The following is a 24,984-nucleotide window of genomic DNA, read 5'->3' on the forward strand; positions in this document are numbered from 1 at the left end:
ATCCTACTGAAATGAAAGTAAAAAGGCCTATTCAAGAATTGCCCTTGAATAGGCTTTTTTTCTTTTGATAGCCACAAGAACTATCAAAAGAAAGAAAAGGATAGCACTTATACTTCTATTCAGGGGTGAGACGAATGAATGAGTACATACAGCTGATGATAGATTGGATTGAAGAACATTTAAACAAAGCGTTTTCACTAGATGAATTGGCTACTTACATGGGATATTCCCCTTATTACTGTTCATTTAAATTTCATCAGGTAACGGGGATAAGTATTAGGCGTTACGTTCTTTTAAGAAGACTCTATTTGTCTACAGCAGATTTAGCGAGCAATCGTAGGGTAATTGAAATTGCTTTTGACTATGGCTATTCGTCTCAAGAGGCGTATAGTAGAGCTTTTAAAAAGGTTTTTGGTATAAATCCACGAGAATTTCAACTAAATAAATTGCCTGTACAGTCATTTGTTAAACTTACTATCGATCAAAGCGAGGATGGGGGTAGCGTGTATATGTCTAGAAAAAATGCGGTTGAACAGTTACAAAATGAGAAGAGAGAACTGTTTGACAAAGATGTACTTAATGTTTTGAATGGTCAAGTGATGTATGAAGAGTTTGAAGCAGAAAAACTGATGGGAGATTCTGATTATGTACCGTTTAATGAAGCGATGTGTGTACATGCGACTACGACACAAGTTTTTGACAACGAGTTTATTCAAACAAGAGCATCAGGACATCATGTGTCAGTGGAAAGCTACATCGAGAAGGTGATTGCTCCCTTAGATACTATTTTTAAGAAGGATTATAAATATATCGTTCTATGGTTTGGTGAAGACATGTTTTGTCAGATGAACCTTCTCACAATTCTTACCTACCTTGAACAGTCCGGATACACAGGTAAAGTATTCTTAAATAGCTTTAGAGAGGATGAATTTAAAGTCAGCCAAACGGAGCTTCAATTAGGGGAATATTATTCTGTATACAAAGAAGTATTGATAAACCATAGAAAGCCATCGAATGAATTACTTCCAGTAATGTATCAGGCAATAGATATATTTTTGGATATGTTAAAAGAAAATAATGAAGTCGTAAAATATATTTCCAAAAATATAGACCTTTCGACAGGGGAATTAATGAATAGGTTATTTGATCTTTTCCCCACAATAGGATACGGAGATTCGCAATATATAGAGCTTATTAATAAAATGAAGTGAGATTTTTGCTTTAAATTTATCAAATTAAAATCAATTTTATAATAGAGATATTCGACTTAATGTCCGAATAAGGTTGATTTGCGCTTCAGGCGGACGCTTTCCGCGGGCACGGCTTCAGCCAATCGAACAGCGCAGGGTTCGATTTGCCTTAATTTCTGCGTTTTTTTTCAGAAATTAAGGCATCTATTTCGCTGCTCCCAACGCTTCGCTTTTGGTCGCAAAAGCCGTTCTACGTGACGGCTCTTCCTGCGGGGGCTTCAGCTCGCGCTGTTCCCGCAGGAGTCGCCGCCTTCCGCTCCAATCAACATAAGCAGAACATCATATTAACGAACATTAAAATAGATAATTATATAATTATTCACTTTTTTGATCAAAGCAAGTAATTATGAAATCGCTTCAATTAGATATGAATACAACACTAAAGCCGATTTTCTGGGCAAACAGAAAATCGGCTTTTACAAATTGTTTACGGATTTTTTCATGTACTTCAAGTTATAGAAATTTATAAGTTCACGACGTGGATTTGGTATAGACATTTGCATACAGTCATTAATTTTACTTGGTGTTACGGGTTGGCTAACTGCACTATTTTCTAGGATTTAATACTGAACTTGTGTAATTGTAATTGCCTAGAAAAAACACTAAGAAAATCTTAAGAATTGGTGTGCGTGTTTGTTAAGATTTATTTAGTATCATATCCTTATACGAATCCTATAGGGGTGATCACGCGAGCTTAAAGAGATGGAGGAGTGAATGTAGTTGAACATTTTGATATGCGATGATGATAAAGAAATTGTAAGAGCGATTAGTATCTATTTGGAAAATGAAGGATATCAAGTATTCAAAGCTTACAATGGGATAGAGGCGATTGATGTTATTCGAGATCATGCTATTCACCTCATTATTATGGATATTATGATGCCGAAAATGGATGGGATTACGGCGACGATGAAGATTCGTCAAGATAATATGATTCCGTTAATTATGCTTTCTGCCAAGTCGGAGGATCATGACAAAATACTCGGATTAAACATCGGAGCAGATGATTATATGGCGAAGCCGTTTAATCCGTTAGAACTTGTGGCCAGAGTGAAATCGCAACTAAGAAGGTATACGGCGTTTGGAAGTCTCGAAGTGAGTAGTCATGAATTTCAAACGGGCGGACTCATGATTGATGATGAACGGAAAGTGATTACCGTAGATAAAGAAGAGGTTCACTTAACACCGGTGCAGTATAAAATTTTAAAGCTGCTCACAGCAAATGCTGGAAAGGTATTCACAATTGAAGAAATTTACGAAAAGGTATGGAATGAAAGAGCCATTAATCCAGAAAATACGGTTGCGGTTCATATACGAAAGATTCGAGAAAAAATTGAAATTAATCCGAAAGAGCCGAAGTATTTAAAAGTTGTATGGGGAGTTGGGTATAAAGTTGAGAAATATTAGTCATGCACGCCTTACGAAAGTGGTTGTGTTTCTAATTGCCATCGTTTGTTTAACGGGTACAGCGAAAGCGATTATTAACATGGAATTTAACGAGGTTCATCTTAGTAGTATCAATCAAGACCATTATTTTGAAAGCCGAGCATTCGCTGATGAAAGTTATGGCCTTACTAGCGCCTTGGCGCAATTAATCGGAAAGTATAAAAGTGAAGAATATATTTTAAGCGGTAAGGCACTAACGAAAAAAGATAGCCGGATCATTGAAGACGAATTATATAATGAATATTATTCAAATGAATATAATCATGACCTGAAAGAAGCGGATAATAAGCGCATTTTCAAAGAAAAATATGCAGAAGACATCAATCGTAAAAAAGAAGAAAGGATGAGGGAGCAAGTAAGAGAATTTTATCAGTTGCTTGGTACACTAGAAGCGTATGAAGGAACCATGTATTATGCGAGTGATGGTGAGCAGGTATTCTCGAATAGTGAACTCAATAAGAAAGAGCAATTTGAATCCTATGATGCATATATGTTATTTGAGGATTATCAACAAAAGTTTTACCCAAAACAAGTGAAAGAAAGTCAATACCTGAATTACTTTACTCACAATGTTGAGAAGTTGAATCCTCAAACAGACGTCATTTATCTAGCGTTTACAGACTCTTTCTTACAACAAAAAATGCAGGAATGGGAAAAAGACAAAACGATTGCTAAACGTTATTTTTATGAATTCATTTTATTTGTAGCAGGATTTATTTTATCTTTTGTTTATTTAATTATTGTTATTGGAAGAACATCATTTAAAGATAAAGACATTCATTTTCATGTCATTGATAAACTATATAATGATCTTAATATTGTGATTGCCGTTAGTTTACCAGCGATGTGGATAGCAGTGATGGTTGAAGTGTTGCATGATATATACATGCTGGCCACGGTACCTATTTTAATCATTGTTTTATTGTTGATTTTATCGCTTGTCAAGCACATTAAAAATAGAACAATCCTTTCGCATACACTCATCTATCAAATTCTTAAAAAGGCTTTTCTTGCGGTAAAACATGTATTTGATAGTGGCAGTATAGGTGTAAAAACCGTGTTACTTGTCATTGGTTATCCAATAGTAGTTGCGGCAACTTTTTTCATGTTTCCAATTACGATTGGTCTAGCCGCTTGGTTTGCGTTGAAAAAGGTGAAGTCGTTTAACCGCATTAAAGAGGGTGTAGAGCACATTAAGAGTGGAGATCTCCATCATCGAATTGAAGTAGACGGAAAAGGGGAATTTAGCAGACTGGCAGCGGATATTAATCGTATTACCGATGGGTTAAAAAATTCTGTCGATAGTGAGATTAAGAGCGAACGTTTAAAAACAGAGCTCATTACGAATGTTTCACATGATATCAGAACACCCTTAACATCAATCATTACGTATGTCGATTTATTGAAAATAGAAAACGATCCTGAAAAAATTACTGAATATGTAGATGTGTTAGATCAAAAGTCGAAAAGACTCAAGCTGTTAACGGATGATTTATTTGAAGCGGCTAAAGCGTCAAGTGGAAGTATGCCTGTTCAGTTAGAGCGGATTGACATCGTATCATTACTAACGCAAGGAATAGGAGAAATGGGTGGAAAGATTGAAGCGTCGGCATTAGATGTTAAGTTTGCACATCCAACAGAAAAGGTGTATGTGAAGGCTGATGGCAAACTGTTATGGCGCTCCATCGAAAACTTATTTTCGAATATTTTTAAATACGCACAGCCAACATCCAGGGTATATATTGATGTTGAAGATCTAGGGAATGAAGTACTCGTGACATTTAAAAATATTTCAGCATATGAATTAAATATTTCAGTCGATGAGCTAATGGAACGCTTTACACGAGGCGATGAATCTAGGTCAAGTCAAGGTAGTGGATTAGGGTTGTCGATTGCTGAAAGCCTTATTCACATCCAGCATGGAAAGTTTTTAGTTCAAGTGGATGGTGATTTATTTAAGGCGATGATTTATTTACCGAAGTTTCCAAATGAATAATGTAGCGAAGGAATAGGATGCGTGAGTGTCCTATTCTTTTTTTTGTGCATAGATGTATATAGGTTGAATTTGTAAATTTCGGCTAATCTCCAGAGAAGGATGAAGTTCAATCCCTCCTTAAGCGCCGAGCGTTGTTAGTGGAATTCTTTAGTTCAGTTTATGTAGTTAATAAAAGTGATCGTATCAGCCTAATACCGGATGATGTCGCCAAGGTCAATCAATTACTAATTTGAAATCATATTTTTGACTCTACTTATATAAGTATTTATGCCTAGTGGATAAAAAACTACTTTACCACTAGTTTCGAACTGTTATTATACTTCTTTTTTCATAGGTAAAAAGTCGAAACTGGTCAATAAGTCTTGAAGTTTGTAGAGTTACGTGAGATTATAAGTGAGCGTAATTTTTAATTTAAAACTATAGAAGTTAAAGGCAAACTGTACTGAAAAGGCAGGACGCAAAGCTTAGGGTCTAAAGTTTAGGGATTAATCAAAAGTCCTGCAATCTAAACAATGATCGCCTGGTTACCAAATTTACGGATTAATATATATAAATCCTTTGGCTATTCTATATTTAATAGAATAGTTTTTTGTGTGTTTAAAACCACCTGGACTGAATTTGGCGAAAAAACGTAGTTAGAAAGGATTAAGAGATTCTTGAAGTTAATAATTTAAAATCTTTGAAGCATCAGGCATCTTGCGCTTGATGCACTATTAAAGGAAGGAGATTGTGAAAATGAATAAGAAAAGGTTTTCGTTCAAAGCAAAGTTATTAGTTTTCTCTTTATTGCTATCGGTAGTACCGATTGTATTTGTTGGCGCTTTAGTGAATATAACAGTTAGCCAAAAGACCAAGGATGATTATATCAGTTTTAGTGAGAAAGAAATCAAACAAGTGGACAATGGAATTTCGTTATACTTTGAAACGATTAGGGAAAATGTCAATTTACTAGCAACTGACCCAGCCGTTATAAACGCGGATTCAAGTATTACATCTTATAAAGATATAGCGGGAGAAGCTTCAATTGATATGACTCCTTCAAAAAATGGTGAGAAGGAGAAAGCTATCTTTGATGTGTTTTCTCAATTTAGTAATAGTCATCCTAAGGCCCCTTATGTTTATATGGGTACATCGGATGGAGGATATATTCAATATCCAGAGGGGCCCGTGCCAGCTGGTTTCGATGCTAGAGACCGTCCTTGGTATACCGCTGCTATTGCAGAACCAGGAGAAGTAAAATTAACAAGTGCCTATGAGGCAACTGGTATAGAGGGAATTATCGTCAGTAATGTAGTGTCGATTGAAAAAGATGGAAAACAAACAGGTGTGTTAGGCCTGGATGTAAGTTTGGAAGGCTTAACAGATATTATTAAGGAAATCAGTATCGGTAAAGATGGTTATGTCATTCTTGCGCAAGAAGATGGAACAATCCTTGCACATCCAAAAAATCCTGAATTGAACTTCCAACCAATTTCCGAACTTAACGTTCCGGCATTAACGGATTTAAGCAAAGACGGCCCATTTGAAACTGAGCTAAATGGAGAAGACTATGTATTGAACACAATTACTTCAGAAATAGATGGCTGGAAGTATATTGCTGTCATTAAGAAGGACGAAATTTTAAGTACGGCGACTTTCATACGAACGATGCTGTTCATTATAGGTGGGATTTTTGCTATTCTTGCTGTCATCGCATCTATTTTTGTAAGTTTACGTATAACAAAGAGAATTAAAAGCATTAGTGATTTGTCTTTAGCGATGTCAAATGGTGATTTGACTCAACAAGTCACGGTAAAAGTGAATGATGAAATAGGGGATATGGGCGAGAATTTCAATACGATGTCTAATAGTTTAAAAGAAACAATGCGAAAAATTGCGCATGAATCTCAACAATTATCTGCGACATCTGAGGAGCTAGCAGCGTCTTCGATTGAAAATCAATCAGCCTCCAGCGAAATATCCGAGTCAATCCAATTGGTTGCTACTGGAGCGGATGACCAGGATGCTGCTATGAAAAACGCTGTAGGTATTATCAATGAAGTGTTTAATCGTGTTGATGATGTGACAGTGAGTATGGGCAACGTAAAAGATTCCATCCATTATTCAACGGAAACTGCCAAACAAGGTAGTGAAGTCGTTGAACAAACGGTAAGTCAGATGAGTGAAATTGATAAAAACGTGAGCTCTTCCGCTGAGAAAATTAGCATGTTAAATGAAAAATCAAATGAAATTAGACAAATCAGCTTGATGATACAGTCTATTTCAGAGCAAACGAATTTATTAGCTTTGAATGCTGCAATTGAAGCTGCAAGAGCTGGTGAACATGGAAAAGGATTCGCAGTAGTGGCAGATGAAGTTCGAAAACTTGCGGAGCAATCCAGCAACTCGGCATTGCAGATCAATGAGATCATTCACGATATTAATGATGGAATTGAAGATTCAATGGTTCTTGTCAATCTAGGCGTAAGTTCGGCTAAAGAGGGAATGAAACTCGTGAATGAAAGCGGGAAAGCATTTGGAGAAATTATGGATTCCATTCTCACTGGTACAACAAAAATATCCGAGGCCAGCATAGCAATGGAAAACATGAAAAATCATATTGCAGAAGTTGTCGTTCACATAGAAGAGGTTTCAAAAACGAGTATTGAAGTAAATAATTATTCCCAAAACGTCGCGGCATCCTCTGAAGAAATGAGTGCCTCAATGGAAGAGGTTTCCGCGGTTTCTCAAGAGTTAGCTAGGATGTCAAATGAATTGGAAGTAGCCATCCAGCAATTTAAATTGTAAAAGTATGATTTCTATCAAATCAATAACAAAAGAATTATGTTGGGTTTCCCGACGTATTCCTATATTGTGCAATAACGCCAAGGTGTTATCGGCATTTAATTAATTCTATTTAGATAAAAGGAGGAAACACCATGTTTAAAGTATTAAATCGCGTTATAACCTTGATAGCCCTTCTGGCAGTAATGGCCGTGCTACCAATGGCAAGTGTTTCTGCAGAAGAAATCAAATTTGATCCATTTGAAAAGAGTATTAAAGAAATTTCGGAAGCCTTGGATAGCAATCAAATCACTTCCGAGCAGTTGGTTACGTATTATCTAGAACGTATAAAAGCTTATGACAAGCAAGGCCCTACGATTAATTCGTTGACTAACATTAATGAAGAAGCTATAGAGATTGCTAAGCAATTGGACGCAGAGAGACAAAGTAAAGGCGCAAGAGGTGTACTACATGGTATTCCAATCGTTGTTAAAGATAATTTTGACGTAAAAGGAATGCCTACAACAGCAGGTTCTGTTGTGCTAAAGGAAGCGTACCCTGAAAAAGATGCATTTACGATCCAGAAACTGAAGGATGCAGGGGTCATTATCATTGGGAAAACAAATATGTCAGAGTTCGCAGCATCTTATGGACGGTTAGGATATGGCTCTTTGAGTGGTTTAACCTTGAACCCTTACAACCTTAAACGTGATGCTTCTGGTTCTAGTAGCGGAACTGCAGCAGCGGTCACAGCAAACTTCGGTGTATTTGGATTAGGGACGGATACATCTGGATCGGTTAGAGGACCATCCCATGTTACGGGTCTAGTCGGGATTAGACCGACGCTAGGTTTAATCAGTCGTGATGGAGTTGTGCCGTCTTCGTTAAATTTCGATACACCTGGTCCAATGGCGAAGTCTGTAGAAGATGTAGCCATTGCCTTGAGTTTCATGGCTGGGGTCGATGAGAAGGATGAGGAAACATTAGCTGCAAATGGACATATTGTTGAAGATTATAGTAAGTCTTTAGACAAAGCGGCCCTGAGAAATGCAAGAATTGGAGTAGCTGTTGACTTCTTTGGAGATAACGCCGAAGTAGATGCGATTACGAATAAGGCTTTGAAGAAAATGGAGGCAATGGGTGTAGAACTTATCCCGGTATCTTTCTCAGAAACGACAAAGTATCTGTGGACACCTATTATTGGACCGATTGGCGCAGCGGATTTCAAGGTTCAATTGGAGAAGTATTTACAACGGTTCCCTGAAAGTCAGCCAAAAACACTAGAAGAAGTTATCAAAATCAGTGAATCGCCAGAAGTTTTGAATTCAGCAACTCCAGTAAATCCAGCAGGTTTGGAAGGTCTAAAAACGAATTTGAAACAATCGGCATTTAAAGATACGCCAGAATACAATCATTTAGTAAAAAAAGAGATCCCTATGGTACGCAATGAAATTCAGTCAATCGTGGAAAAGGAAAAATTAGATGCAATTGTTTTCCCGACCATGTCATGTCCTGCATCATCAAGATTCGATCAGGAAGACCCGACGTATAAATGTGATGCTTATGACACGTATGCCGCAGGTTATGTAGCAACGGCTACGGGATTCCCTGAAATTACAGTTCCTGCTGGTGCCACGAAGGAAGACTTACCTGTTGGGGTATCTTTCCTAGGATTGCCGTACAGTGAACAATCCCTGTTAGATCTAGCTTATTCTTTTGAACAAGCAACTCACGCAAGAACGCTTCCTAAAACAACGCCTAATTTAGAAATGAATGTAGATAACAAACCAACATTTAAAGATGTAACTTCATTTGTCGATGAAATTCTGTATTTGACAGACAAAGGAATTATGAACGGTTATCCAGATGGAACATTTAAACCAAATGATCCAATTACACGTTTACAAGCGATACAATCGATTTTGAAAGAAAAGGGAATTGTCGATTTTTCCGATGTCGCCAACCCAGAATTTGTTGATGTTTCACCTGGCGACGATCGATATGAGGAGATTGCCAAGGCTGTTGAATTAGGTATCGTCAACGGAAAAGTGAATGCCCAGGGTAAAAGATATTTTGACCCTAACGGAAAATTAACCCGCGCACAAGCGGCTGCAATCCTAGTGTCAGCTTATGACTTAAAAGGAACCAACCCAACCGACTTTAAGGACGTTCCAAAGGGGAATTGGGCTCACGACTCTATTTCTGCCTTGGTAGCAAATAATATTACTGCTGGTTATTCCGACGGTAAATTTAAGCCGAATATGAATATATCACGTCAACATTTTGCTGCATTTATGGCCCGATCTTTAGATGATCACTTTAAGCCTACGAAGTAAAAGTCGATAGAGAACTTTCTTCAGGAAAGATAAAGATTACACAAAAATTATAGAAAAGATGTAGGCTTCTCATAAGCAGTTTGAGCTTATGAGAAGCCTTTTGTATGTAAAGAGACTTCACACTAGCTAATATAAATGATCGTAGCGAGTAGAGCGAAATCACTTTTTACTTCCACTGCTGTTATACAGGGTTCGATGTACCGTGCAATCTTTACTGGCACTCTGATATTCTTTATCCATTCATCTATTAATGATACGATAAATTGAATAGAACCATTGAAAGGAGGGAAGTTCCGTGTTCCTAGATAAACTGAAGAACCAGTTCAATGAAAATCAATCTTTATTTATTGGAGAGGAAACAGCTTTTCGTTCGGCCGTTTTAATACCACTCGTTCAAGTGGGAGGAGAATGGCATATCCTTTTCGAAGTACGTTCATTCACGATGAGAAAACAGCCAGGTGACATTAGTTTTCCTGGTGGTCGAATCGACTCCACAGACCCATCCCCAATGGCCGCAGCACTAAGAGAAACACATGAAGAGTTGGGTGTCGATCCCCAAACGATTACTCTTATAAGGCGATTAAGCCCTTATATTGCTTCTCCTTCCTTCGTTGTGTACCCATTTGTAGCCATCATCGATTACAGTCAAATTCTACATTCTTATAACAAAGAAGAAGTTGAAGAGGTATTTACAATACCCGTTAAATGGTTATTGAATTATGAGCCCTATATGCATTTAGTATCCGTTGAAACAGTACCTTCCGCGGATTTTCCTTTTGAAAAAATAATGAATGGTGTTAATTATCAATGGAGAACTCGTTCAATGGAAGAATGGTTTTATGATTATGAGAAGTATACAATTTGGGGGTTAACAGCTAGGATCTTAAAACATTTTGTGGAGATTATAAAATAAGTGATGCATAATCCTGTACTCGTAATAGCGTCAACTTTTTCGACTAAGGGTAGCAGCTAAGAACTCGTCATTGTTCTTGGCTGTTTTTTTTGCGTCTGTATAAGTTAAATAAAGGGGTTATCTATACAATTTAATTTCTTTAATGAATTGGTACAATTTGGGCGAGTGGAGTTGTATAATAATTTAGGGTGGTAATGGATTGAAATAAATACTCGCTCGTATCAAAATGTATCCTATGTATCTGCTTACTTGGATATCGTTAGGCTGGCAAGCTGTCTGTGATTTTTTTGATACATGGCAGTGCGTTTTCAAGTGGAGAAAGACTATGCGGATATCATAGGGATGGAAGGGATTCTGCCAAAGAAGCATCTATTATTGAATGCGTCACTGGAAATTTCCCACCGACATTCATAACAGACGGCAATACGGGTTCATTCGAAAACAAGGAAAAGAGTTAATGAAAAAATTAATAAATAATGGTGTTTTTGTGCAGGATATTTTCTATCCGACAGAAGAAACTGAGTTAGGCCATGAATATCAGTTTGTCATGAACACATCGCAGGCTGAAAATACTTTTGCGGACATGATTGAGTTTTAAAAAGCATCTAAAGGAAAAGGGGATCAGTAATGAGTCATTTTGGGGATAAATTAATCAGTGCGAGTGAGCAAAAACAAACAGTGCTAGTGGTAGGACTGGATCCGCAAATTGAATTAATGCCACGGTCTGTAAGAGGATCAAGTAACAAAGAGGTAGCAACTACAATCATAGATTTTAATAAAATAATCATTGATGCAGTCGCCCCTTATGTCGCTGCCATAAAACCTCAGTTAGCCTATTATGAAGTTTTTGGCAGTGCGGGTATCTTTGCATTAGAGGAAACGATCAAATACGCCAAGGCGAAAGGTTTATTGATCATCAATGATGCTAAACGAGGAGATATTGGTCCGACGGCGGAAGCGTATGCGAGAGCTTTTCTGTCTGATTCGCCAATGAGTGGTGATGCAGTAACGGTAAATCCATTCTTAGGCAGTGACGGCATCATTCCATTTGTGCAAAAAACAGATCAAGCGAAAGGGATATTTCTTTTACTAAAAACATCGAATCCATCATCGGGCGAATTGCAGGATCTGCGGTTGGATTCAGGAGATTTTGTGTATCAAGAGGTAGCAACTCTCATCAAGCAGCTTAGCCAGGGGACGATTGGTACATCTGGTTTTTCTAGTGTCGGCGCGGTTGTGGGCGCAACTTATCCCGAGATTGCTAAGCAATTGCGTGAGGACCTTCCTGAAACATTATTCTTAGTTCCTGGTTACGGTGCACAGGGAGGAAATGTACAGGATTTGAGCTGTGTCTTTAATGCGGACGGGAATGGTGCTGTTATATCTTCAACAAGGGCCATCATCTACTCTTATATGGCAGAACGTCCTGAGGACTGGGAGTCGTTAAGTAAAGAGACGATGAAAGAGATTATTGAAGCGAAGGCGATTCGGGCAAGGGACGAGCTTAATGGGATTAGATAAATACTTGTACATATGAGTGAAATGAGGGGTCTGATTAAATCAGAATCCCTCATTTTTTTTATTCTGAAAATATAACGGACGGAATTGTTGGAAAGATGGCAAAATGTTTTTGAGAATTGGTGAACTCTTCTAAATACAGTGGATTTCCAGGCTGGTTCTTTGTTACTGTTAAAGGGACAATAGAAGGAGGTAATGGTTGTGAGAAAGACATCAACTTTTGTACTAGGATTCTTATTTGTCGTTACACTTGTAGTTGTCGGCTTGATGGCTGACCAGTTAAAAATGAACAAAGAGACCGCATTGAACACTGAAACCGCGGGACAAAAAGTAGAGGTAAATGGAAAAGTGGCGGGAGTTACCCATACTCCGCCATCTCTAGATGATGTGCCTGAAGGGCCTCTAGGAGAAGCGATTTTAAGGGGATATGAATTGACGAATGACACGTCAAATGTACTAAGAGCAGAGGAAGCTACTGCAGATGACGGAGAACAGCGAGTCAACGCCCTATCTTGTACGAGCTGTCACGCGGGGGCTGGACTTGATGAAAACTCATCTTCACTTGTCGGTGTATCGGAAGTATATCCGATGTATATCCCGCGTTCAGGTCAAATTGTGACATTGGAAGAACGTATCAACGGATGTATGATCAGAAGTATGGACGGTCAAAAATTTGCTCCGGATGATGAAGATATGGATGCAATGATTGCCTATATGACGTATATCTCTGAAGGGATTCCTGCTGGTGCGGATCTACCTTGGCGCAACCAGAATAGCCTCGACGATTTACCAACACCGAGCGTAGCGGATGGCGAGCAAATGTATCAGCAATCCTGTGTTGCTTGTCATGCCGTGGACGGATCGGGAACGGGTTCTAATACGGGACCTGCTCTATGGGGTGAAGGTTCGTTCAACGACGGAGCTGGCCTAGCGCGGATGACGAAGATGGCAGGCTATATTCAAAACAATATGCCGATGGGTGCGGAAAAAACATTAAGTGACCAAGAGGCGAGCGATCTTGCTGCATTCATTTTATCGCAAGAGCGTCCAGAGTGGAAAAATCATGACAAAGACTGGCCGAATGGTGATCGTCCAACAGATATCATGACGAAAGAACGTCGTCAGCAAGTACAAGACGGCACCATCGATTGGGATGAAGTGCTGGGGAAGAATAAACAATAATAAGAAATAGCGAAAGTCCGGTTCTGTGTTTAGAACCGGGCTTTTTCTATGCACTAAGCGAAGGCGCCTTACTGGGGTAGCCGAAGCCGTAAGAAAAAGGAGGGATGTAGTCCAATCCCTCCACGGCGGCGAAGGCGTTTGGCTTATGACGGGAGGCCTCCCCGAGCGCCGAAGCGGATTCATTGGACTTTTTTGTTTCGTCGGAAGGAATTTAAACTTTCTAAAACTTCGTGTAATATATTCTTTACTTTAGGTAAAAAATATATTACATTGTATACAAGAGGTGATTGGGATTGTTATCCAATGGTGGAAGACAGATACGTAATCGGATTGTTGTGTTGCGAGCGGAAAGAGGTTTATCCCAAAAAGAAGTGGCTGATCAGTTAGGTGTGAGTCGGCAGACAATTATATCTTTGGAGAAAAATAGATATAATCCTTCTTTGAAATTAGCTTTTGAAATTGCGTTATTGTTTGAAGTGGATTTACATGAAGTTTTTCAATATAGCTTTGAGGAGGAATAAGGGATGGATATTTTTTTAGTTATGGTTAGGATTGCGTATGTTTTAATTTTTTTCTATGCGATGTTTATCCAATTTAAATTTGAATGGGGGGAAGAGGGGAAAGATGAGCGAGGAAAGAATATTGCTAGTAAATCGTATAGCATTGTATTCCCGCTTATCCCTTTAGGATGGCTGCTTATTGAACTGTACAGTAGCTATATTAGTGCACTGGATTATGAAGCATACAAATTGGCTATCTGGTTTTTGTTAACAGGATTGATGATTCTTCATGCTGTAAATATAACGATTTTAAAAAGGAAGTATTGAAGTAATTAGGGGGAGGGGGGGTCACATGAATGTGTTCAGCTTAATTGGGACGGTTATACTTGTGGTTCTTATGCTTTTGCCTTTGAGGAAAAAGGAACACCGAACTAAAACGGAGATTAGAAAGGCCATCGTAAGATTTGCTGTTGTACTTGGGGGCATCACGGTAATTATGGTGCTAGGTATGGGCTATTTCCTGGCATTGCTAGTAGGGGTGCTAGTGCTTATTTTAATCGATAAAAAAACGTATACGAAAAAGCGATTGCTAATCTATGGATCCATTATTCTTATCCTTGGAATTGGGGGATACACAGTGTTTCGAGATAATCCAACGTATGTCATGAATCATTTGAAGAAAAATCCGCTGACAACCTCTCTCTATGTCACGCAAAATGGTGAGGAAGTCATTAGTTATCAATCAGATATCGTTCGACCATTAGCGAGTACGGTTAAAATTCTCATTGCTACTGAATATGCGATGCAAATTGGGGAAGGTCAGTTGGACAAAGAAAGTATGGTGACGCTTGATGAGTTGAAACGCTACTACTTTGCGGGGACAGATGGCGGAATGCATGAAGCGTGGTTAGACAGTATAACAAGCGAAGGTAAAATCAAGAACAATGCTGTAACATTGCAGGATGTCACAAAAGGCATGATTGTCTATAGTTCGAACGCCAATACGGATTATATGATTGACTTACTGGGTGTCGACGCGATTAATGAGCGAGCAATGACACTTGGACTTACTTGGCATGAGGAAGTCTACCCAATTGTTGGTGTATCTCTAATCCCAAGCCATATCAAGACAGATGGGATGAACGACAAGCAACTTGTTCAAGCACTGAAAGAGTTACCGAAGGACACTTATCGTTCGTTGGCAGAAGAGTTGAGTGCTCAATTGAAAGCAGGTACGCTCGATTTCGAGGGGGCTGGGGCGGATCTTTCGATGGATGTTCAACAAGTTTTGTCAGATCGTTTCATTGGCGCGACCGCAAATGACTACGGGAAACTGATGGCCGCCATTTCGAATGATCAACTTCCGCCAGCTGCTACCGAAGTATTGCGGGACTTGTTGGAATGGCCAATGGAATTTAACGAAGGGAACAAAGATCGATTCACCCATTTGGGGATGAAGGGCGGCAACACTGTATTTGTACTGACGCAAGCGCTTTACGCGGAAACACTTGAAGGCGATAAGACGGAAATTGTTCTGTTAACAGATGATTTATCAGATTGGCAGATGGGGCTCTTAATGAGGAATTTGAATTCATTTGTTTCGAAGATGATTGGTGACGAAGATTTTCGTTTGACTGTTCAACAGAATTTGACGGAGAAGTAAGCGATAACGAACGACAAAAAGGGCCAAATAATGGCCCTTATTGTAGCAAATCATTTTTCAGTTCGCTCGTGCTTTTGCTAATTTATTTAATTTCTCCGATAGGAAGTAAGCGATTAGGGCTGACAAAATGATGGAGACAGTTGGAACGTAAGAAGCCAGTTTAAAGACAGCGTCGTTCTTTGCTGAAGTGACCTCCGGTTTATAAAGGATTGTCAAAATGCCGCCCATTGCGATTTGCATGGCCAAATACAGCCCTATGAAAATGGCGAGAAAGATTAGGTACTTTTTCAAGATGATTCCCCTTTCCTTTTCGTTGGTTTGTTACATCTTTTTCAAAACATCTTTAATCAGATGTACGAATGTGTTGCGAGATTTAGCCGCAACTTCAATGACTTCATCATGACTGAGGGGCTCATCCAAAATGCCGCAAGCCATATTCGTCAAGCAAGAGATACCTAACACCTTTAACCCGCCGTGAATCGCGACGATTGCTTCAGGTACTGTAGACATTCCGATGGCATCTCCACCTAGCGTACGAATCATGCGAATTTCAGCAGGTGTTTCGTAAACAGGGCCACTCCACCAGCCATATACACCTTCACGTAGCGTAATATCTTGCTCCTTGGCTACTTGCAAAGCTATGCTTCTTAATTCCCGGTTATAAACCTGGGAAACGTCGGGGAAGCGAGTGCCTAAATCATCATTATTTTTACCAATCAATGGATTGATGCCAACTAAATTAATATGATCTGTGATTAACATTAATTCACCTGGATTGAAATCTGTGTTGACGGCTCCACAAGCATTCGTGATAATCAGCTTGTCGATTCCCAATGCTTTCATGACGCGTACAGGGAAGGTTACTTCATCTAACGAATAGCCTTCGTAAAAATGGTAACGTCCTTTCATAGCTACGACCGTTTTGCCCTCTAATTGCCCAATGACTAACTCGTTTGCATGGCCCACTGCAGCTGACTTCGAGAAAAAGGGAATGTCCTCGTAGGGAATGACAACACTGTTTTCGATTTCGTCGGCAAGACTGCCGAGTCCGGAACCTAGAATGATACCTATTTCGGGAACGTGTTTTGTTTGATTAAGAATATAATTTTTTGCTTCTACAATTTCTTCTGTTTTATGCATGGATGGTGCCTCCTGTTGTTTTAAAAGTATTTTCCATTGCGCTTACTAGGTCGACAGCAGTTACTGTTCGTTCCCCGCCGCCTTGAACAAACGCATCATTGCCGCCGCCTTTTCCGTTGATAAGGGGAAGTGCAGCAGCTGAAATTTGCTTCATACTTGTTTCTACAGCTGCTCCGCGTGCCGCGACAAACTGTAGACGATCTTCATTGTCTGCAACGAGAAGGGCAGTGGTGTCATCGTTTTCTGTCACCAGTAGTTTAGCGAGTTTCTGTAATTGTTGAACAGTGCGTCCTGTAAATACTGCTTTGACAACGCCCTGATGTTGCGTGTTCAACAACTCTTTCGCTTCAAACGCTAACAACGATTCTTGCGCTTCTTCTAGCGATTTTTCGAGTGAATGATTGGTGGCTAGCAATTTTTCTACGGCCTCCGCGACACCGTCTTCAGGTGCACTTAACAATTGGGATGCTGTCGTCAGGCGCTTATTTTTTTGCTGCAATTGCTGCAATACACGCCCGCCGCAAACAAAGTGCACACGCACTTTGCGCTTTTGTTTTTCTGTCGATAAAATTTTCAAAGCACTGACTTGTCCCGTTGAATTTGGATGCGTGCCGCCACAGCCATTATCATCAAAGTTAGGAATGATCACAAGCCGAATTTCGTCTGTCACGGACAGTTGCTTCCGAAGAGAATACTGCTCAAGCTCATCTTCCGTCACCCACTTCGTTTCAATGGGCCTGTTTTCCAAAATCACATCATTTGCTAATCGTTCCACAGCCTTCAATTGTTCAGAAGAAACCTCTTCTGTATCCAAATCAATCGAAACCAGCTCTTTTCCTAAATGGAAACTAACCGTCGGGAAATCGAATAATTCAACAAACGCAGCCGATAAAATATGTTGGCCGGCGTGTTGCTGCATATGATCAAAGCGCCGCTTCCAGTCAATGATGCCCTCGACTTCAGTTGCACCTTCAAGGCTTTCCGCTAGCGTATGACGGATCTCACCGTCCACGTCTTCTACATAAAGTACCGAAATACCATTCAACGAACCTGTATCGGCGGGTTGGCCGCCACCTTCCGGATAGAAAGCTGTATTGTCCAATACGACATAGGGTTGACCTTGTTCATCTTGTGAAGTGCTGACAACATTTGCTGTAAACGATTGACAATAGGGATCAACGTAATACAACCGATCTTTTAACATGATATCGACTCCCGTTCGTTGTTATGTTTATTTTACCATGGATGTATAGATGGAGGAAAAGTCTTAAATCATCAATAAGGTTCAATTACTAGTTAAACTTCACAATTTTAGTTGGGTTTAATAAGTTATCTGGATCAAGTGCGCGCTTAATTTTTTCCATGACGATAAGTGCGGCGCCGTGTTCGCGTTCTTGATATTTCTGTTTCCCGATACCAACGCCATGCTCTCCCGTACACGTACCACCGCGTTCTAGCGCATACTGAACAATCCGCTCATTCAACTCATCGGCTTTAGCGATTTCTTCAGGGTTGTTCATGTCCATCATGAGAAGCACGTGGAAGTTGCCGTCACCGACATGGCCGACAATACCGCCGGGCAATCCGAGTGTCTCGACCGTTTCACGCGCATGGTTCACAGCGCCGGCTAATTCGGAGATCGGTAGGCAAACATCTGTCACCATCATCTTTTTCCCTGGATAACCATGGATAAAGGCGTAGGCTAAGTTGTGTCGCGCCTCCCATAACCTGTTGCGACCCGCGTTATCCGTCTCGAATTCAATGTCTTCGCAACGATGGTCCCCGACAATTTCCTTTGTGAAATCAACGTCTTGTTTTAATCCTGCTTCATTACCATGAAACTCCAAAAATAGTGTCGGTCTTTCCTGGTAGTTTGTTTCACTGTATATATTAGCTTGCTTGATGGAGGGTTCATCAACCAATTCAACACGTGCAATCGGAATACCTGCCTGCAAAATGGACACGACCGCCTCTACGGCATCATTGACAGTTGGGAATGAAGCACGTGCTGCCATAACGTGTTCAGGAATACCGTAAACGCGCAGCGTCAATTCCGTAAAGCAACCGAGCGTCCCTTCAGAACCTGTGAATAGCCCATTTAAATGAAGGCCAGATGCCGATTTTGCGGCCATATTCCCTGTATGAATGACCGTTCCATCTGCTAGGACAACCTCTAAATCACGAACTTGGTCACGCATGACGCCATATTTGACCGAGGTCGTGCCGCTTGCATTTGTCGCTACCATCCCACCAAGCGTTGCATCCGCACCTGGATCTACCGAGAAGAACAGTCCGTGCTTTTTCAGTTCTTTATTTAACTGTGTACGCGTCACACCGGGCTGAACTTTTACTAGGAAATCCTCTGCTCGCACTTCCAGCACCTTGTTCATGAGAGAAAAGTCGATCGTTATGCCTCCCTTAGTTGGAATGACATGTCCTTCCAAGCTCGAACCAAGTCCAAATGGTATTACCGGAATCTGGTATTTTGTCGCTACTTTCATAATGCGCGTGACGTCCTCCGTTGATGCTGGAAAAACGACGATATCCGGTAGCTGCATCGCATGGTACGATTCATCTCTACCATGTAACTCCCTCACTGTTTCATTTACGGTTACTTGATCTTCTTTCAGTATGTATCTTAACGCTTCTACGATCTTTTCAATGGATATCGCCATTTGAATATCTCCCCTTTATCACACGAATGATGTAGATCCTTGTTCTTTCATTATATAGAACAATGAGAACAAAGAAAGACACTCGATAAGTATCGAATGCCTTTCGCCAAGATTATTTTTTTATGATAGGAAGGGAAGATAGTTTTGTGAGCCATTTCGCATAGTTTTCTGGTCGAACTTTTTTCATCCACAGTGTCAAGAATAGCAAGGCTACTAACAGTAGGAAGGAAAGGATGCTTGTTAGTTGGAAGAACAGTGTTTCTTTAAATCCACCATAGCCAATGGAAATCACGATGCTGCTGATTAGAATAAGCGATACGATAGGAATCAGTTGGACGAATACATCTTTGTTTCTTTTTTTGAGTAATCGCATCATAAACGGGGAGATGACGGCGATTAATATGAGATACATCATGATTACGAGTATGTCGATGACGATTATGAATATATCCATCTACTACATGACTCCCTTCAGAGAAGGATCTCTTTCAAACCTTCCTAAAAAAACGATTCATTTAATCTATACCCAATGAAACTCGTTATTATGCATGGATATAGCCAAATTTTTAGTGGGTGTCGGTCATAAATGAATCAAGAAGAAGCTGCTTCACGGATTACTCAACAATGTCAAAGCTCTCCAACATATGGTGAAAACGTGCGCCGTGTCCTTCTGCGGCTTCAAGGAAGTAGTTTTCTATAATGATGAAACTTCCTTCTTTGTCGTTGCTGATGATATACGCCGTGACGACTTTACTTGTCGCGTCATTGCCAGCTGTCCCGTGCAACCAGAATCCTTCGACTGGCTTTGTCACGGTTTCGATTGCGCGTAGTGCGGGGAATTCTTGCTTCAATTCCGCTTCGATTTTACGAACGACATCTTCCGGTTTTTCATCCGCGATTTGTTTAATTTCCATTGTTACCTCCGGATATTTTTCTGGAAGTGGCTCAATGGTTGTGATCATGTCGCTATCTTCACCGTGAATCATTTTATAGCGGGTTTCATCGAGGTAAATCACATAGTCGGAGTTTTTACCTTCATTCAAATGGACGTCTGTTTTTTCGTTCTGTCCCTCAATACTTTGAAGGATTTCTTTTTCCGGCGCGAATAAATATTTAATCCCTTTCATGAATGCCCCTCCTGTATCTGGCGTTAAGCTGAAGACGATAGCCAGGGTTGCTGCCGCTGTGAGGACAATGGGGATGACCCGTTTTTTTGTATTTTTCACCTCTTTTGTGTGTACGGGTTCTTCATGGAACAATTCTTTTTCTAACCCATTCCAGACTTCCTCTGTTAGGCCATGCGTTTGTTGGTTGGTCTGTTTATCCAAAGCTTCTTTCGCTTGTTTATCGATAGGATTCATTGTGATTCATCCTCCTTTTCTACTACATCCAGCTGTTCTTTCAGTCGCTTCCTACCTTTAAATAATCGCGACTTAACGGTATTGTGATTCAGCCCCAGAATGTCGGCAATTTCTTTTTCGGTGAAGCCTTTTACATACTTTAAAATAAGCGGGATCCGATGCGCGTCATCCAGCGATTGAATCGTATCGTATAAATCGGATAGATGATCGAAAGATTGCTCGGCGAAGGAGGGGTCATTTTCCAAATCGGGATGCTCGAACTTGGAAAGAGGCGATTCTTTCTTTAGTAACCGAAGGCATTCATTCGTCAAAATTCGATAAAACCAAGGGTCGAATGGTAACGCTGCATTATAGCTATTTATTTGTCGATACACGCGGATGAACGTTTCTTGTACCGCGTCTTTCGCCATTTCGCGGTTGCGCGTGATGGCATATGCTGTCCGGATGGCATAGTCCGCGTAAGCTTCGTAAAAATGACGGAAGGATTCTTTGTCGCCAGCCTGGGTGTTGCGTATCCAGTCATTCGTTTTCACTTTGCCTTCACTCCTTTCAGAACAACGGTATTTTGTTGCTCTTACTATAATTACCCTTGTAGGCTTGAAAAAGTTTTCGGGTGAATAAATTTCGTAATTACTTGTTTTAATTAAGAAGGCTAATAATTATCTATTTTAATGTTCGTTAATTATGATGTTCTGCACATGTTGATTGGAGCGTAAGGCGGCGACTCCTGCGGGAACAGCGCGCGCTGAAGACCCCGCAGGAAGCGTAGCGACGAGGAGGCTGAAGCCGTGCCCGCGGAAAGCGTCCGCCTGAAGCGGAAATCAACCTTGTTCGGATTATAAGACGGATTGCACTATTACGAAATTGATTCGAGTGCGTACATTTTTTATTATCCGAGCGTTATTTGCATGCAGAAAGGTGAAATTGTGTAAAATGCATATATGGAGAAAATTAAGATAATAAGGGAGAGAAATAGATGAAAATTGTAGCGCTTGTGGGGAGTTTACGAAAAGATTCTTACAATATGCAGTTAGTAAAGACGATTGAAAAAAGATATAGCCATCTGTTTAAGCTGGAAATCGCCGATATCGGCATTCTTCCACATTACAATGAGGACGATGAAAAGACGCCTTCCGAAGAAGTGAAGCAATTTAAACATCAGATTGCAGAAGCGGATGCTGTTATCATCAGTACGCCTGAATTTAACTGGTCTGTTCCAGGAGCCCTGAAAAACGCATTGGATTGGACTTCAAGAGTGGACCGTCCACTTGTTGGCAAGCCTGTTTTACCGATGGGAGTATCCCAGGGGGCGTTAGGTACTGTGAGAGCTCAATTGCATTTGCGTCAAGTTCTCATGAGCATGGGTATCGATGCGAAAATTTTGCCGCCTGCGGGCAATGAAGTTTTCATCGGATCAGCGGGGCAGAAATTTGCAGATGGTGAACTGATAGATGAGGGAACATTGACATTTTTGGATAAGGTTATCGACAATTTTGTTGCTTTTATGAAAGAGCAATAAGCTATTTTGATGTGAAAAAACCGCCTGTTGATTTCCAGTGAGAAAATCGGAAGGCGGTTTTTTATTGTAGTTAAACTTCTTTAACCATATGATGAAACGGTTCGTCAATGATGGTCCACGGGGATACGATTTCGTAACCGAGGCGTTTGTAGAGTCGAATGGCCGGTTCTTTTTCAATTTCGACGTTCAGGGAGAGCTTGGTAAAGCCTGTTTGTTGGGCGATTTTTTCTGCGTAAGTGAATAATTGCGTACCAATTCCTTTGTTACGGAAAGCAGGGTCGATACATACTGCGTCGATATACAGTTCGCCAGGTAATGCTTCCGGATCAACTTCAGGATTGGTAGCCCCTTTTTCAGCAAGCCATTTGTTTAAGTTTTGATCGAGCTCGGCTTCAATATCGCCTGGATAGAGGGCCATGATGCCGGCCACTTTGCCATCGAGTTCGGCAACGTAGGTATAGAGATAGGAGTGGAGATTATCTTCGCGTTTGAATAATTCTTGTAATGCGAGGTCGACCTTGTCCCAATCTGTTTCACCTGTCATCCTTTTTGCAATGTCGCCGTTTGCTTCAATTAGAAGAGGAGCGGCAGATTTAGCGTCGGCTGGTTGTGCTTGTCGTATGGTGATTTCCATTGTAAGATCCTCCTTTGCCTGTCATGATGATTGTACCAAAGGGCCTGCGTTTAGGAATGTACAATGCTTAGAGAAAAGTAAAACAGCCCACCGCAAATGCAGTGGGCTGTTTAGGCTATTTGGTAGCTTTTACTCGACGTTGTAACAGAGTCGGTAATACCATACCGATTAAGATCACGACAATGCCGACAACTTGTAAGGCCGTAAGTGTTTCACTTAGCAAGATGACAGATACGGTGACAGCAACTGGTAATTCCATCGCACTTAAAATGGATGTCATAGCTGTTCCGACCTTTGGTACGGCAATTGAAAAGAGGTAGATGGGAATGACAATCCCGAATAAGCCGAGAATCAACCCGTATACCCACAATCCTCCGCCGAACAATGTTCCGTTCCAGACAATTTCTGGTGTTTGAAAAAAGAAGATGGCAATTGCTGCAAAAAATGATGTGAACAGCAATCGCGTTTCGGTGTCCATGCCTTCAACTTGGCGTTGGTTAATCATCACGAATGACGCAAAGCTGACGGCTGAAGCCATTCCCCATGCCCAACCTTGCCATGGAATACCACTTAGGTCTGCATCGATTACACCTGCCGCCAGAATCGTTCCAGCGAAAAGGAAGAGAAGTGAGATGACTTCAATCCGTTTCGGCAGGCGTCGTCTCGCGATACAATCGAACAATATACCAACCCAAGTGAATTGGAACAACATGACGACAGCGAGGGAAGCAGGCATATATTCAACCGCTTGACCATAGACAGTCCCCGTCGTTGCTGTAAATAAACCCGCAAGAACAAGTGTAAAACCCCCGCCGAATTTCGGGACTTTATGTCGAACGATGATAAAAATGATAAGCGCTATGAAAAATCCGACGAAATATTGGCTCGTCACTGCTTCAGCAGCGGTGAAACCATCTAGGATTGCCAGTTTAACAATTGTGGAAAGAATACCGTAACAACTTGCTGCAAATACTATAAGTAAGGGGTACATCCATTGTTTCATCAAAAAACCTCCCGTTCCATTCGATTAGTATAGCACGATTTGGGAGAAGTAGACATGTATGAGGTCAGACTTCTTTGGAGAGACCCCTTCCTGTAAAGTGTGTTCCATGTTACGATAGAAAAAATGAATTCGCGGGGAGTACAGTGATGATTGATTTAAAGAAAAAGCATGTGTTAATTTACGGCGACGCGTTCGTCGATTATATAGCGGAAGATCAGTCAAATTCGACATTCGTGACGTTTCTTGGCGGGGCAACGGTTAATGTGGCGGCGGGCATTTCAAGGCTTGGCGCTACTTCTGCGTTTATTACCGTGACGGGGGATGACGAAACTTCAGCATTCGTGCGGGATGAATTAGCTAAAGAAGGTGTCGACTTATCATTCGCGAAGCTAGAGAATGACAAACGAGTAAGCGGGGTTTACGTGCATTTGACGGAAGAAAATGATCGTTTGTTCCACACGTATGTCGATGAGACACCTGACATCCAGGTGGAGCCTTCGGATTTACCTGAGCAAGCGTTTCTAGAGGCTTCCGTGCTACATCTTTGTTCGGGCTCTATGTTTCAACCGACGGCCTTTGAGACAACAAGAGAAGCCGTTCGCCTAGCGAAAAAAGCGGGGATATTACTGTCGATGGATGCGAATATTCGCCCACTGCGTTGGGAAAGTGAAGCGGTGTGTCGTGAGACGATCATGTCGTTTGCTGTCAAAGCTGATATCTTAAAACTAACGGATGAAGAGCTGTTTTTCCTAACCGAAACAAAAACACTTGAAGCCGGGATCTCTAAACTAGCGTCCTATCAGATTCCAGTTGTACTCATTACTGCTGGAGAAATAGGGACGTACGCTGTTATTGAAGGAGCTTTAACACATGTTGGCGTTAAGCCAGTCGAGCCAGTCGATACGACTGGGGCGGGTGATGCATTCGTAGCAGGGATTTTGAGACAAATCCAATTAAAAGGTCAACCGGAAACACGTGATGAGTGGATTGACTATATTTCTTTTGGCAACAAACTGGGCGCACTTTGCGCAACGAAGCCAGGTGCATTATCGGCAATGCCGCGGCTTGAAGATATTGAAGAATGA

23 protein-coding genes and 1 riboswitch are annotated in these 24,984 nt (G+C 40.8%); of the genes, 14 read left to right on the forward strand and 9 right to left on the reverse strand.

Annotated features, from left to right (window positions below; genetic code table 11):
• Positions 1 to 134 precede the first annotated feature (134 nt).
• The 12 genes from ACIQ0H_RS06565 (at position 135) to ACIQ0H_RS06620 (ending at position 15,567) form a co-directional block, all read left to right on the forward strand.
• Positions 135 to 1,211, forward strand: a complete 1,077-nt coding sequence (locus ACIQ0H_RS06565; RefSeq protein WP_403412632.1) for a helix-turn-helix domain-containing protein — start codon at positions 135 to 137, stop codon at positions 1,209 to 1,211.
• A 759-nt stretch (positions 1,212 to 1,970) separates the two neighbouring features.
• Positions 1,971 to 2,657 (forward strand): response regulator transcription factor, encoded by a 687-nt coding sequence (locus ACIQ0H_RS06570; RefSeq protein ID WP_403412634.1) that lies wholly within the window; start codon positions 1,971 to 1,973, stop codon positions 2,655 to 2,657.
• Positions 2,644 to 4,692 (forward strand): HAMP domain-containing sensor histidine kinase, encoded by a 2,049-nt coding sequence (locus tag ACIQ0H_RS06575; protein WP_403412636.1) that lies wholly within the window; start codon positions 2,644 to 2,646, stop codon positions 4,690 to 4,692. The genes ACIQ0H_RS06570 and ACIQ0H_RS06575 overlap by 14 nt, the downstream gene beginning before the upstream one ends.
• Before the next feature lie 421 nt (positions 4,693 to 5,113).
• Positions 5,114 to 5,224, forward strand: a riboswitch (cyclic di-GMP riboswitch).
• 203 nt (positions 5,225 to 5,427) lie between these two features.
• Positions 5,428 to 7,479, forward strand: a complete 2,052-nt coding sequence (locus ACIQ0H_RS06580; protein ID WP_403412638.1) for a methyl-accepting chemotaxis protein — start codon at positions 5,428 to 5,430, stop codon at positions 7,477 to 7,479.
• Between the two features lie 131 nt (positions 7,480 to 7,610).
• On the forward strand, positions 7,611 to 9,791 hold the full coding sequence (locus ACIQ0H_RS06585) for an amidase family protein (protein WP_403412640.1): 2,181 nt from the start codon (positions 7,611 to 7,613) through the stop codon (positions 9,789 to 9,791).
• Positions 9,792 to 10,086: 295 nt separating this feature from the next.
• Positions 10,087 to 10,704, forward strand: coding sequence for an NUDIX hydrolase (locus ACIQ0H_RS06590; protein WP_403412642.1), 618 nt, complete (start codon positions 10,087 to 10,089; stop codon positions 10,702 to 10,704).
• A gap of 457 nt (positions 10,705 to 11,161) precedes the next feature.
• Positions 11,162 to 11,302 (forward strand): hypothetical protein, encoded by a 141-nt coding sequence (locus tag ACIQ0H_RS06595; protein WP_403412644.1) that lies wholly within the window; start codon positions 11,162 to 11,164, stop codon positions 11,300 to 11,302.
• 29 nt (positions 11,303 to 11,331) lie between these two features.
• Entirely contained in the window at positions 11,332 to 12,225 is an 894-nt protein-coding gene (gene pyrF / locus ACIQ0H_RS06600; RefSeq protein ID WP_403412646.1) for an orotidine-5'-phosphate decarboxylase, read from the forward strand.
• Positions 12,226 to 12,417: 192 nt separating this feature from the next.
• Positions 12,418 to 13,404 (forward strand): c-type cytochrome, encoded by a 987-nt coding sequence (locus ACIQ0H_RS06605; protein WP_403412648.1) that lies wholly within the window; start codon positions 12,418 to 12,420, stop codon positions 13,402 to 13,404.
• 293 nt (positions 13,405 to 13,697) lie between these two features.
• The gene (locus ACIQ0H_RS06610) at positions 13,698 to 13,925 is read left to right on the forward strand and encodes a helix-turn-helix transcriptional regulator (protein ID WP_403412650.1); all 228 of its coding nucleotides are present in this window, start codon (positions 13,698 to 13,700) and stop codon (positions 13,923 to 13,925) included.
• 3 nt (positions 13,926 to 13,928) lie between these two features.
• Positions 13,929 to 14,231, forward strand: coding sequence for a hypothetical protein (locus ACIQ0H_RS06615; RefSeq protein WP_403412652.1), 303 nt, complete (start codon positions 13,929 to 13,931; stop codon positions 14,229 to 14,231).
• Between the two features lie 25 nt (positions 14,232 to 14,256).
• Complete coding sequence (locus ACIQ0H_RS06620) at positions 14,257 to 15,567, forward strand: serine hydrolase (protein WP_403412654.1); 1,311 nt, start codon at positions 14,257 to 14,259, stop codon at positions 15,565 to 15,567.
• Positions 15,568 to 15,624: 57 nt separating this feature from the next.
• Here the strand turns inward: ACIQ0H_RS06620 and ACIQ0H_RS06625 are convergent, their stop codons facing one another.
• The 7 genes from ACIQ0H_RS06625 to ACIQ0H_RS06655 form a co-directional block, all read right to left on the reverse strand.
• Positions 15,625 to 15,858 carry a hypothetical protein gene (locus ACIQ0H_RS06625; protein WP_403412656.1) on the reverse strand — a complete coding sequence of 78 codons (234 nt, stop codon included), beginning with the start codon at positions 15,856 to 15,858 and terminating at the stop codon, positions 15,625 to 15,627.
• Positions 15,859 to 15,888: 30 nt separating this feature from the next.
• Positions 15,889 to 16,707, reverse strand: coding sequence for a purine-nucleoside phosphorylase (locus tag ACIQ0H_RS06630; protein WP_403412658.1), 819 nt, complete (start codon positions 16,705 to 16,707; stop codon positions 15,889 to 15,891).
• Positions 16,700 to 17,911: an alanyl-tRNA editing protein gene (locus ACIQ0H_RS06635; protein ID WP_403412660.1), complete on the reverse strand. Its 1,212-nt coding sequence runs from the start codon at positions 17,909 to 17,911 to the stop codon at positions 16,700 to 16,702. Before ACIQ0H_RS06635 ends, ACIQ0H_RS06630 begins: the two co-directional genes overlap by 8 nt.
• Before the next feature lie 88 nt (positions 17,912 to 17,999).
• Complete coding sequence (locus ACIQ0H_RS06640) at positions 18,000 to 19,382, reverse strand: FAD-binding oxidoreductase (protein ID WP_403412662.1); 1,383 nt, start codon at positions 19,380 to 19,382, stop codon at positions 18,000 to 18,002.
• 112 nt (positions 19,383 to 19,494) lie between these two features.
• Complete coding sequence (locus tag ACIQ0H_RS06645; RefSeq protein ID WP_403412664.1) at positions 19,495 to 19,836, reverse strand: hypothetical protein; 342 nt, start codon at positions 19,834 to 19,836, stop codon at positions 19,495 to 19,497.
• A 160-nt stretch (positions 19,837 to 19,996) separates the two neighbouring features.
• On the reverse strand, positions 19,997 to 20,743 hold the full coding sequence (locus ACIQ0H_RS06650; protein ID WP_403412666.1) for a hypothetical protein: 747 nt from the start codon (positions 20,741 to 20,743) through the stop codon (positions 19,997 to 19,999).
• Positions 20,740 to 21,276 (reverse strand): RNA polymerase sigma factor, encoded by a 537-nt coding sequence (locus ACIQ0H_RS06655; protein WP_403412668.1) that lies wholly within the window; start codon positions 21,274 to 21,276, stop codon positions 20,740 to 20,742. Before ACIQ0H_RS06655 ends, ACIQ0H_RS06650 begins: the two co-directional genes overlap by 4 nt.
• 443 nt (positions 21,277 to 21,719) lie before the next feature.
• Here ACIQ0H_RS06655 and ACIQ0H_RS06660 point away from each other — a divergent pair, with 443 nt between their 5' ends.
• Positions 21,720 to 22,262, forward strand: coding sequence for an NADPH-dependent FMN reductase (locus tag ACIQ0H_RS06660; protein ID WP_403412669.1), 543 nt, complete (start codon positions 21,720 to 21,722; stop codon positions 22,260 to 22,262).
• 70 nt (positions 22,263 to 22,332) lie between these two features.
• Here ACIQ0H_RS06660 and ACIQ0H_RS06665 read toward each other — a convergent pair whose 3' ends face one another.
• The gene (locus ACIQ0H_RS06665; RefSeq protein WP_403412671.1) at positions 22,333 to 22,896 is read right to left on the reverse strand and encodes a GNAT family N-acetyltransferase; all 564 of its coding nucleotides are present in this window, start codon (positions 22,894 to 22,896) and stop codon (positions 22,333 to 22,335) included.
• A 115-nt stretch (positions 22,897 to 23,011) separates the two neighbouring features.
• Positions 23,012 to 23,899 (reverse strand): EamA family transporter, encoded by an 888-nt coding sequence (locus tag ACIQ0H_RS06670; protein ID WP_403412673.1) that lies wholly within the window; start codon positions 23,897 to 23,899, stop codon positions 23,012 to 23,014.
• A 146-nt stretch (positions 23,900 to 24,045) separates the two neighbouring features.
• Here ACIQ0H_RS06670 and ACIQ0H_RS06675 point away from each other — a divergent pair, with 146 nt between their 5' ends.
• Entirely contained in the window at positions 24,046 to 24,984 is a 939-nt protein-coding gene (locus ACIQ0H_RS06675) for a PfkB family carbohydrate kinase (protein WP_403412675.1), read from the forward strand.

The sequence above is a fragment of the Sporosarcina sp. NPDC096371 genome, assembly GCF_044762865.1.
Classification (GTDB): Bacteria; Bacillota; Bacilli; order Bacillales_A; family Planococcaceae; genus Sporosarcina.

Bases quoted from the DNA above. Each gene is read 5' to 3' on its own strand.
- ACIQ0H_RS06630 (WP_403412658.1), bottom strand. From the start codon at position 16,707: ATGCATAAAACAGAAGAAATTGTAGAAGCAAAAAATTATATTCTTAAT.
- ACIQ0H_RS06675 (WP_403412675.1), top strand. From the start codon at position 24,046: ATGATTGATTTAAAGAAAAAGCATGTGTTAATTTACGGCGACGCGTTC.
- ACIQ0H_RS06585 (WP_403412640.1), top strand. From the start codon at position 7,611: ATGTTTAAAGTATTAAATCGCGTTATAACCTTGATAGCCCTTCTGGCA.
- ACIQ0H_RS06620 (WP_403412654.1), top strand. From the start codon at position 14,257: ATGAATGTGTTCAGCTTAATTGGGACGGTTATACTTGTGGTTCTTATG.
- ACIQ0H_RS06615 (WP_403412652.1), top strand. From the start codon at position 13,929: ATGGATATTTTTTTAGTTATGGTTAGGATTGCGTATGTTTTAATTTTT.
- ACIQ0H_RS06665 (WP_403412671.1), bottom strand. From the start codon at position 22,896: ATGGAAATCACCATACGACAAGCACAACCAGCCGACGCTAAATCTGCC.
- ACIQ0H_RS06670 (WP_403412673.1), bottom strand. From the start codon at position 23,899: ATGAAACAATGGATGTACCCCTTACTTATAGTATTTGCAGCAAGTTGT.
- ACIQ0H_RS06645 (WP_403412664.1), bottom strand. From the start codon at position 19,836: ATGGATATATTCATAATCGTCATCGACATACTCGTAATCATGATGTAT.
- ACIQ0H_RS06580 (WP_403412638.1), top strand. From the start codon at position 5,428: ATGAATAAGAAAAGGTTTTCGTTCAAAGCAAAGTTATTAGTTTTCTCT.
- ACIQ0H_RS06595 (WP_403412644.1), top strand. From the start codon at position 11,162: ATGAAAAAATTAATAAATAATGGTGTTTTTGTGCAGGATATTTTCTAT.
- ACIQ0H_RS06640 (WP_403412662.1), bottom strand. From the start codon at position 19,382: ATGGCGATATCCATTGAAAAGATCGTAGAAGCGTTAAGATACATACTG.
- ACIQ0H_RS06565 (WP_403412632.1), top strand. From the start codon at position 135: ATGAATGAGTACATACAGCTGATGATAGATTGGATTGAAGAACATTTA.
- pyrF (WP_403412646.1), top strand. From the start codon at position 11,332: ATGAGTCATTTTGGGGATAAATTAATCAGTGCGAGTGAGCAAAAACAA.
- ACIQ0H_RS06650 (WP_403412666.1), bottom strand. From the start codon at position 20,743: ATGAATCCTATCGATAAACAAGCGAAAGAAGCTTTGGATAAACAGACC.
- ACIQ0H_RS06605 (WP_403412648.1), top strand. From the start codon at position 12,418: ATGGTTGTGAGAAAGACATCAACTTTTGTACTAGGATTCTTATTTGTC.
- ACIQ0H_RS06635 (WP_403412660.1), bottom strand. From the start codon at position 17,911: ATGTTAAAAGATCGGTTGTATTACGTTGATCCCTATTGTCAATCGTTT.
- ACIQ0H_RS06660 (WP_403412669.1), top strand. From the start codon at position 21,720: ATGAAAATTGTAGCGCTTGTGGGGAGTTTACGAAAAGATTCTTACAAT.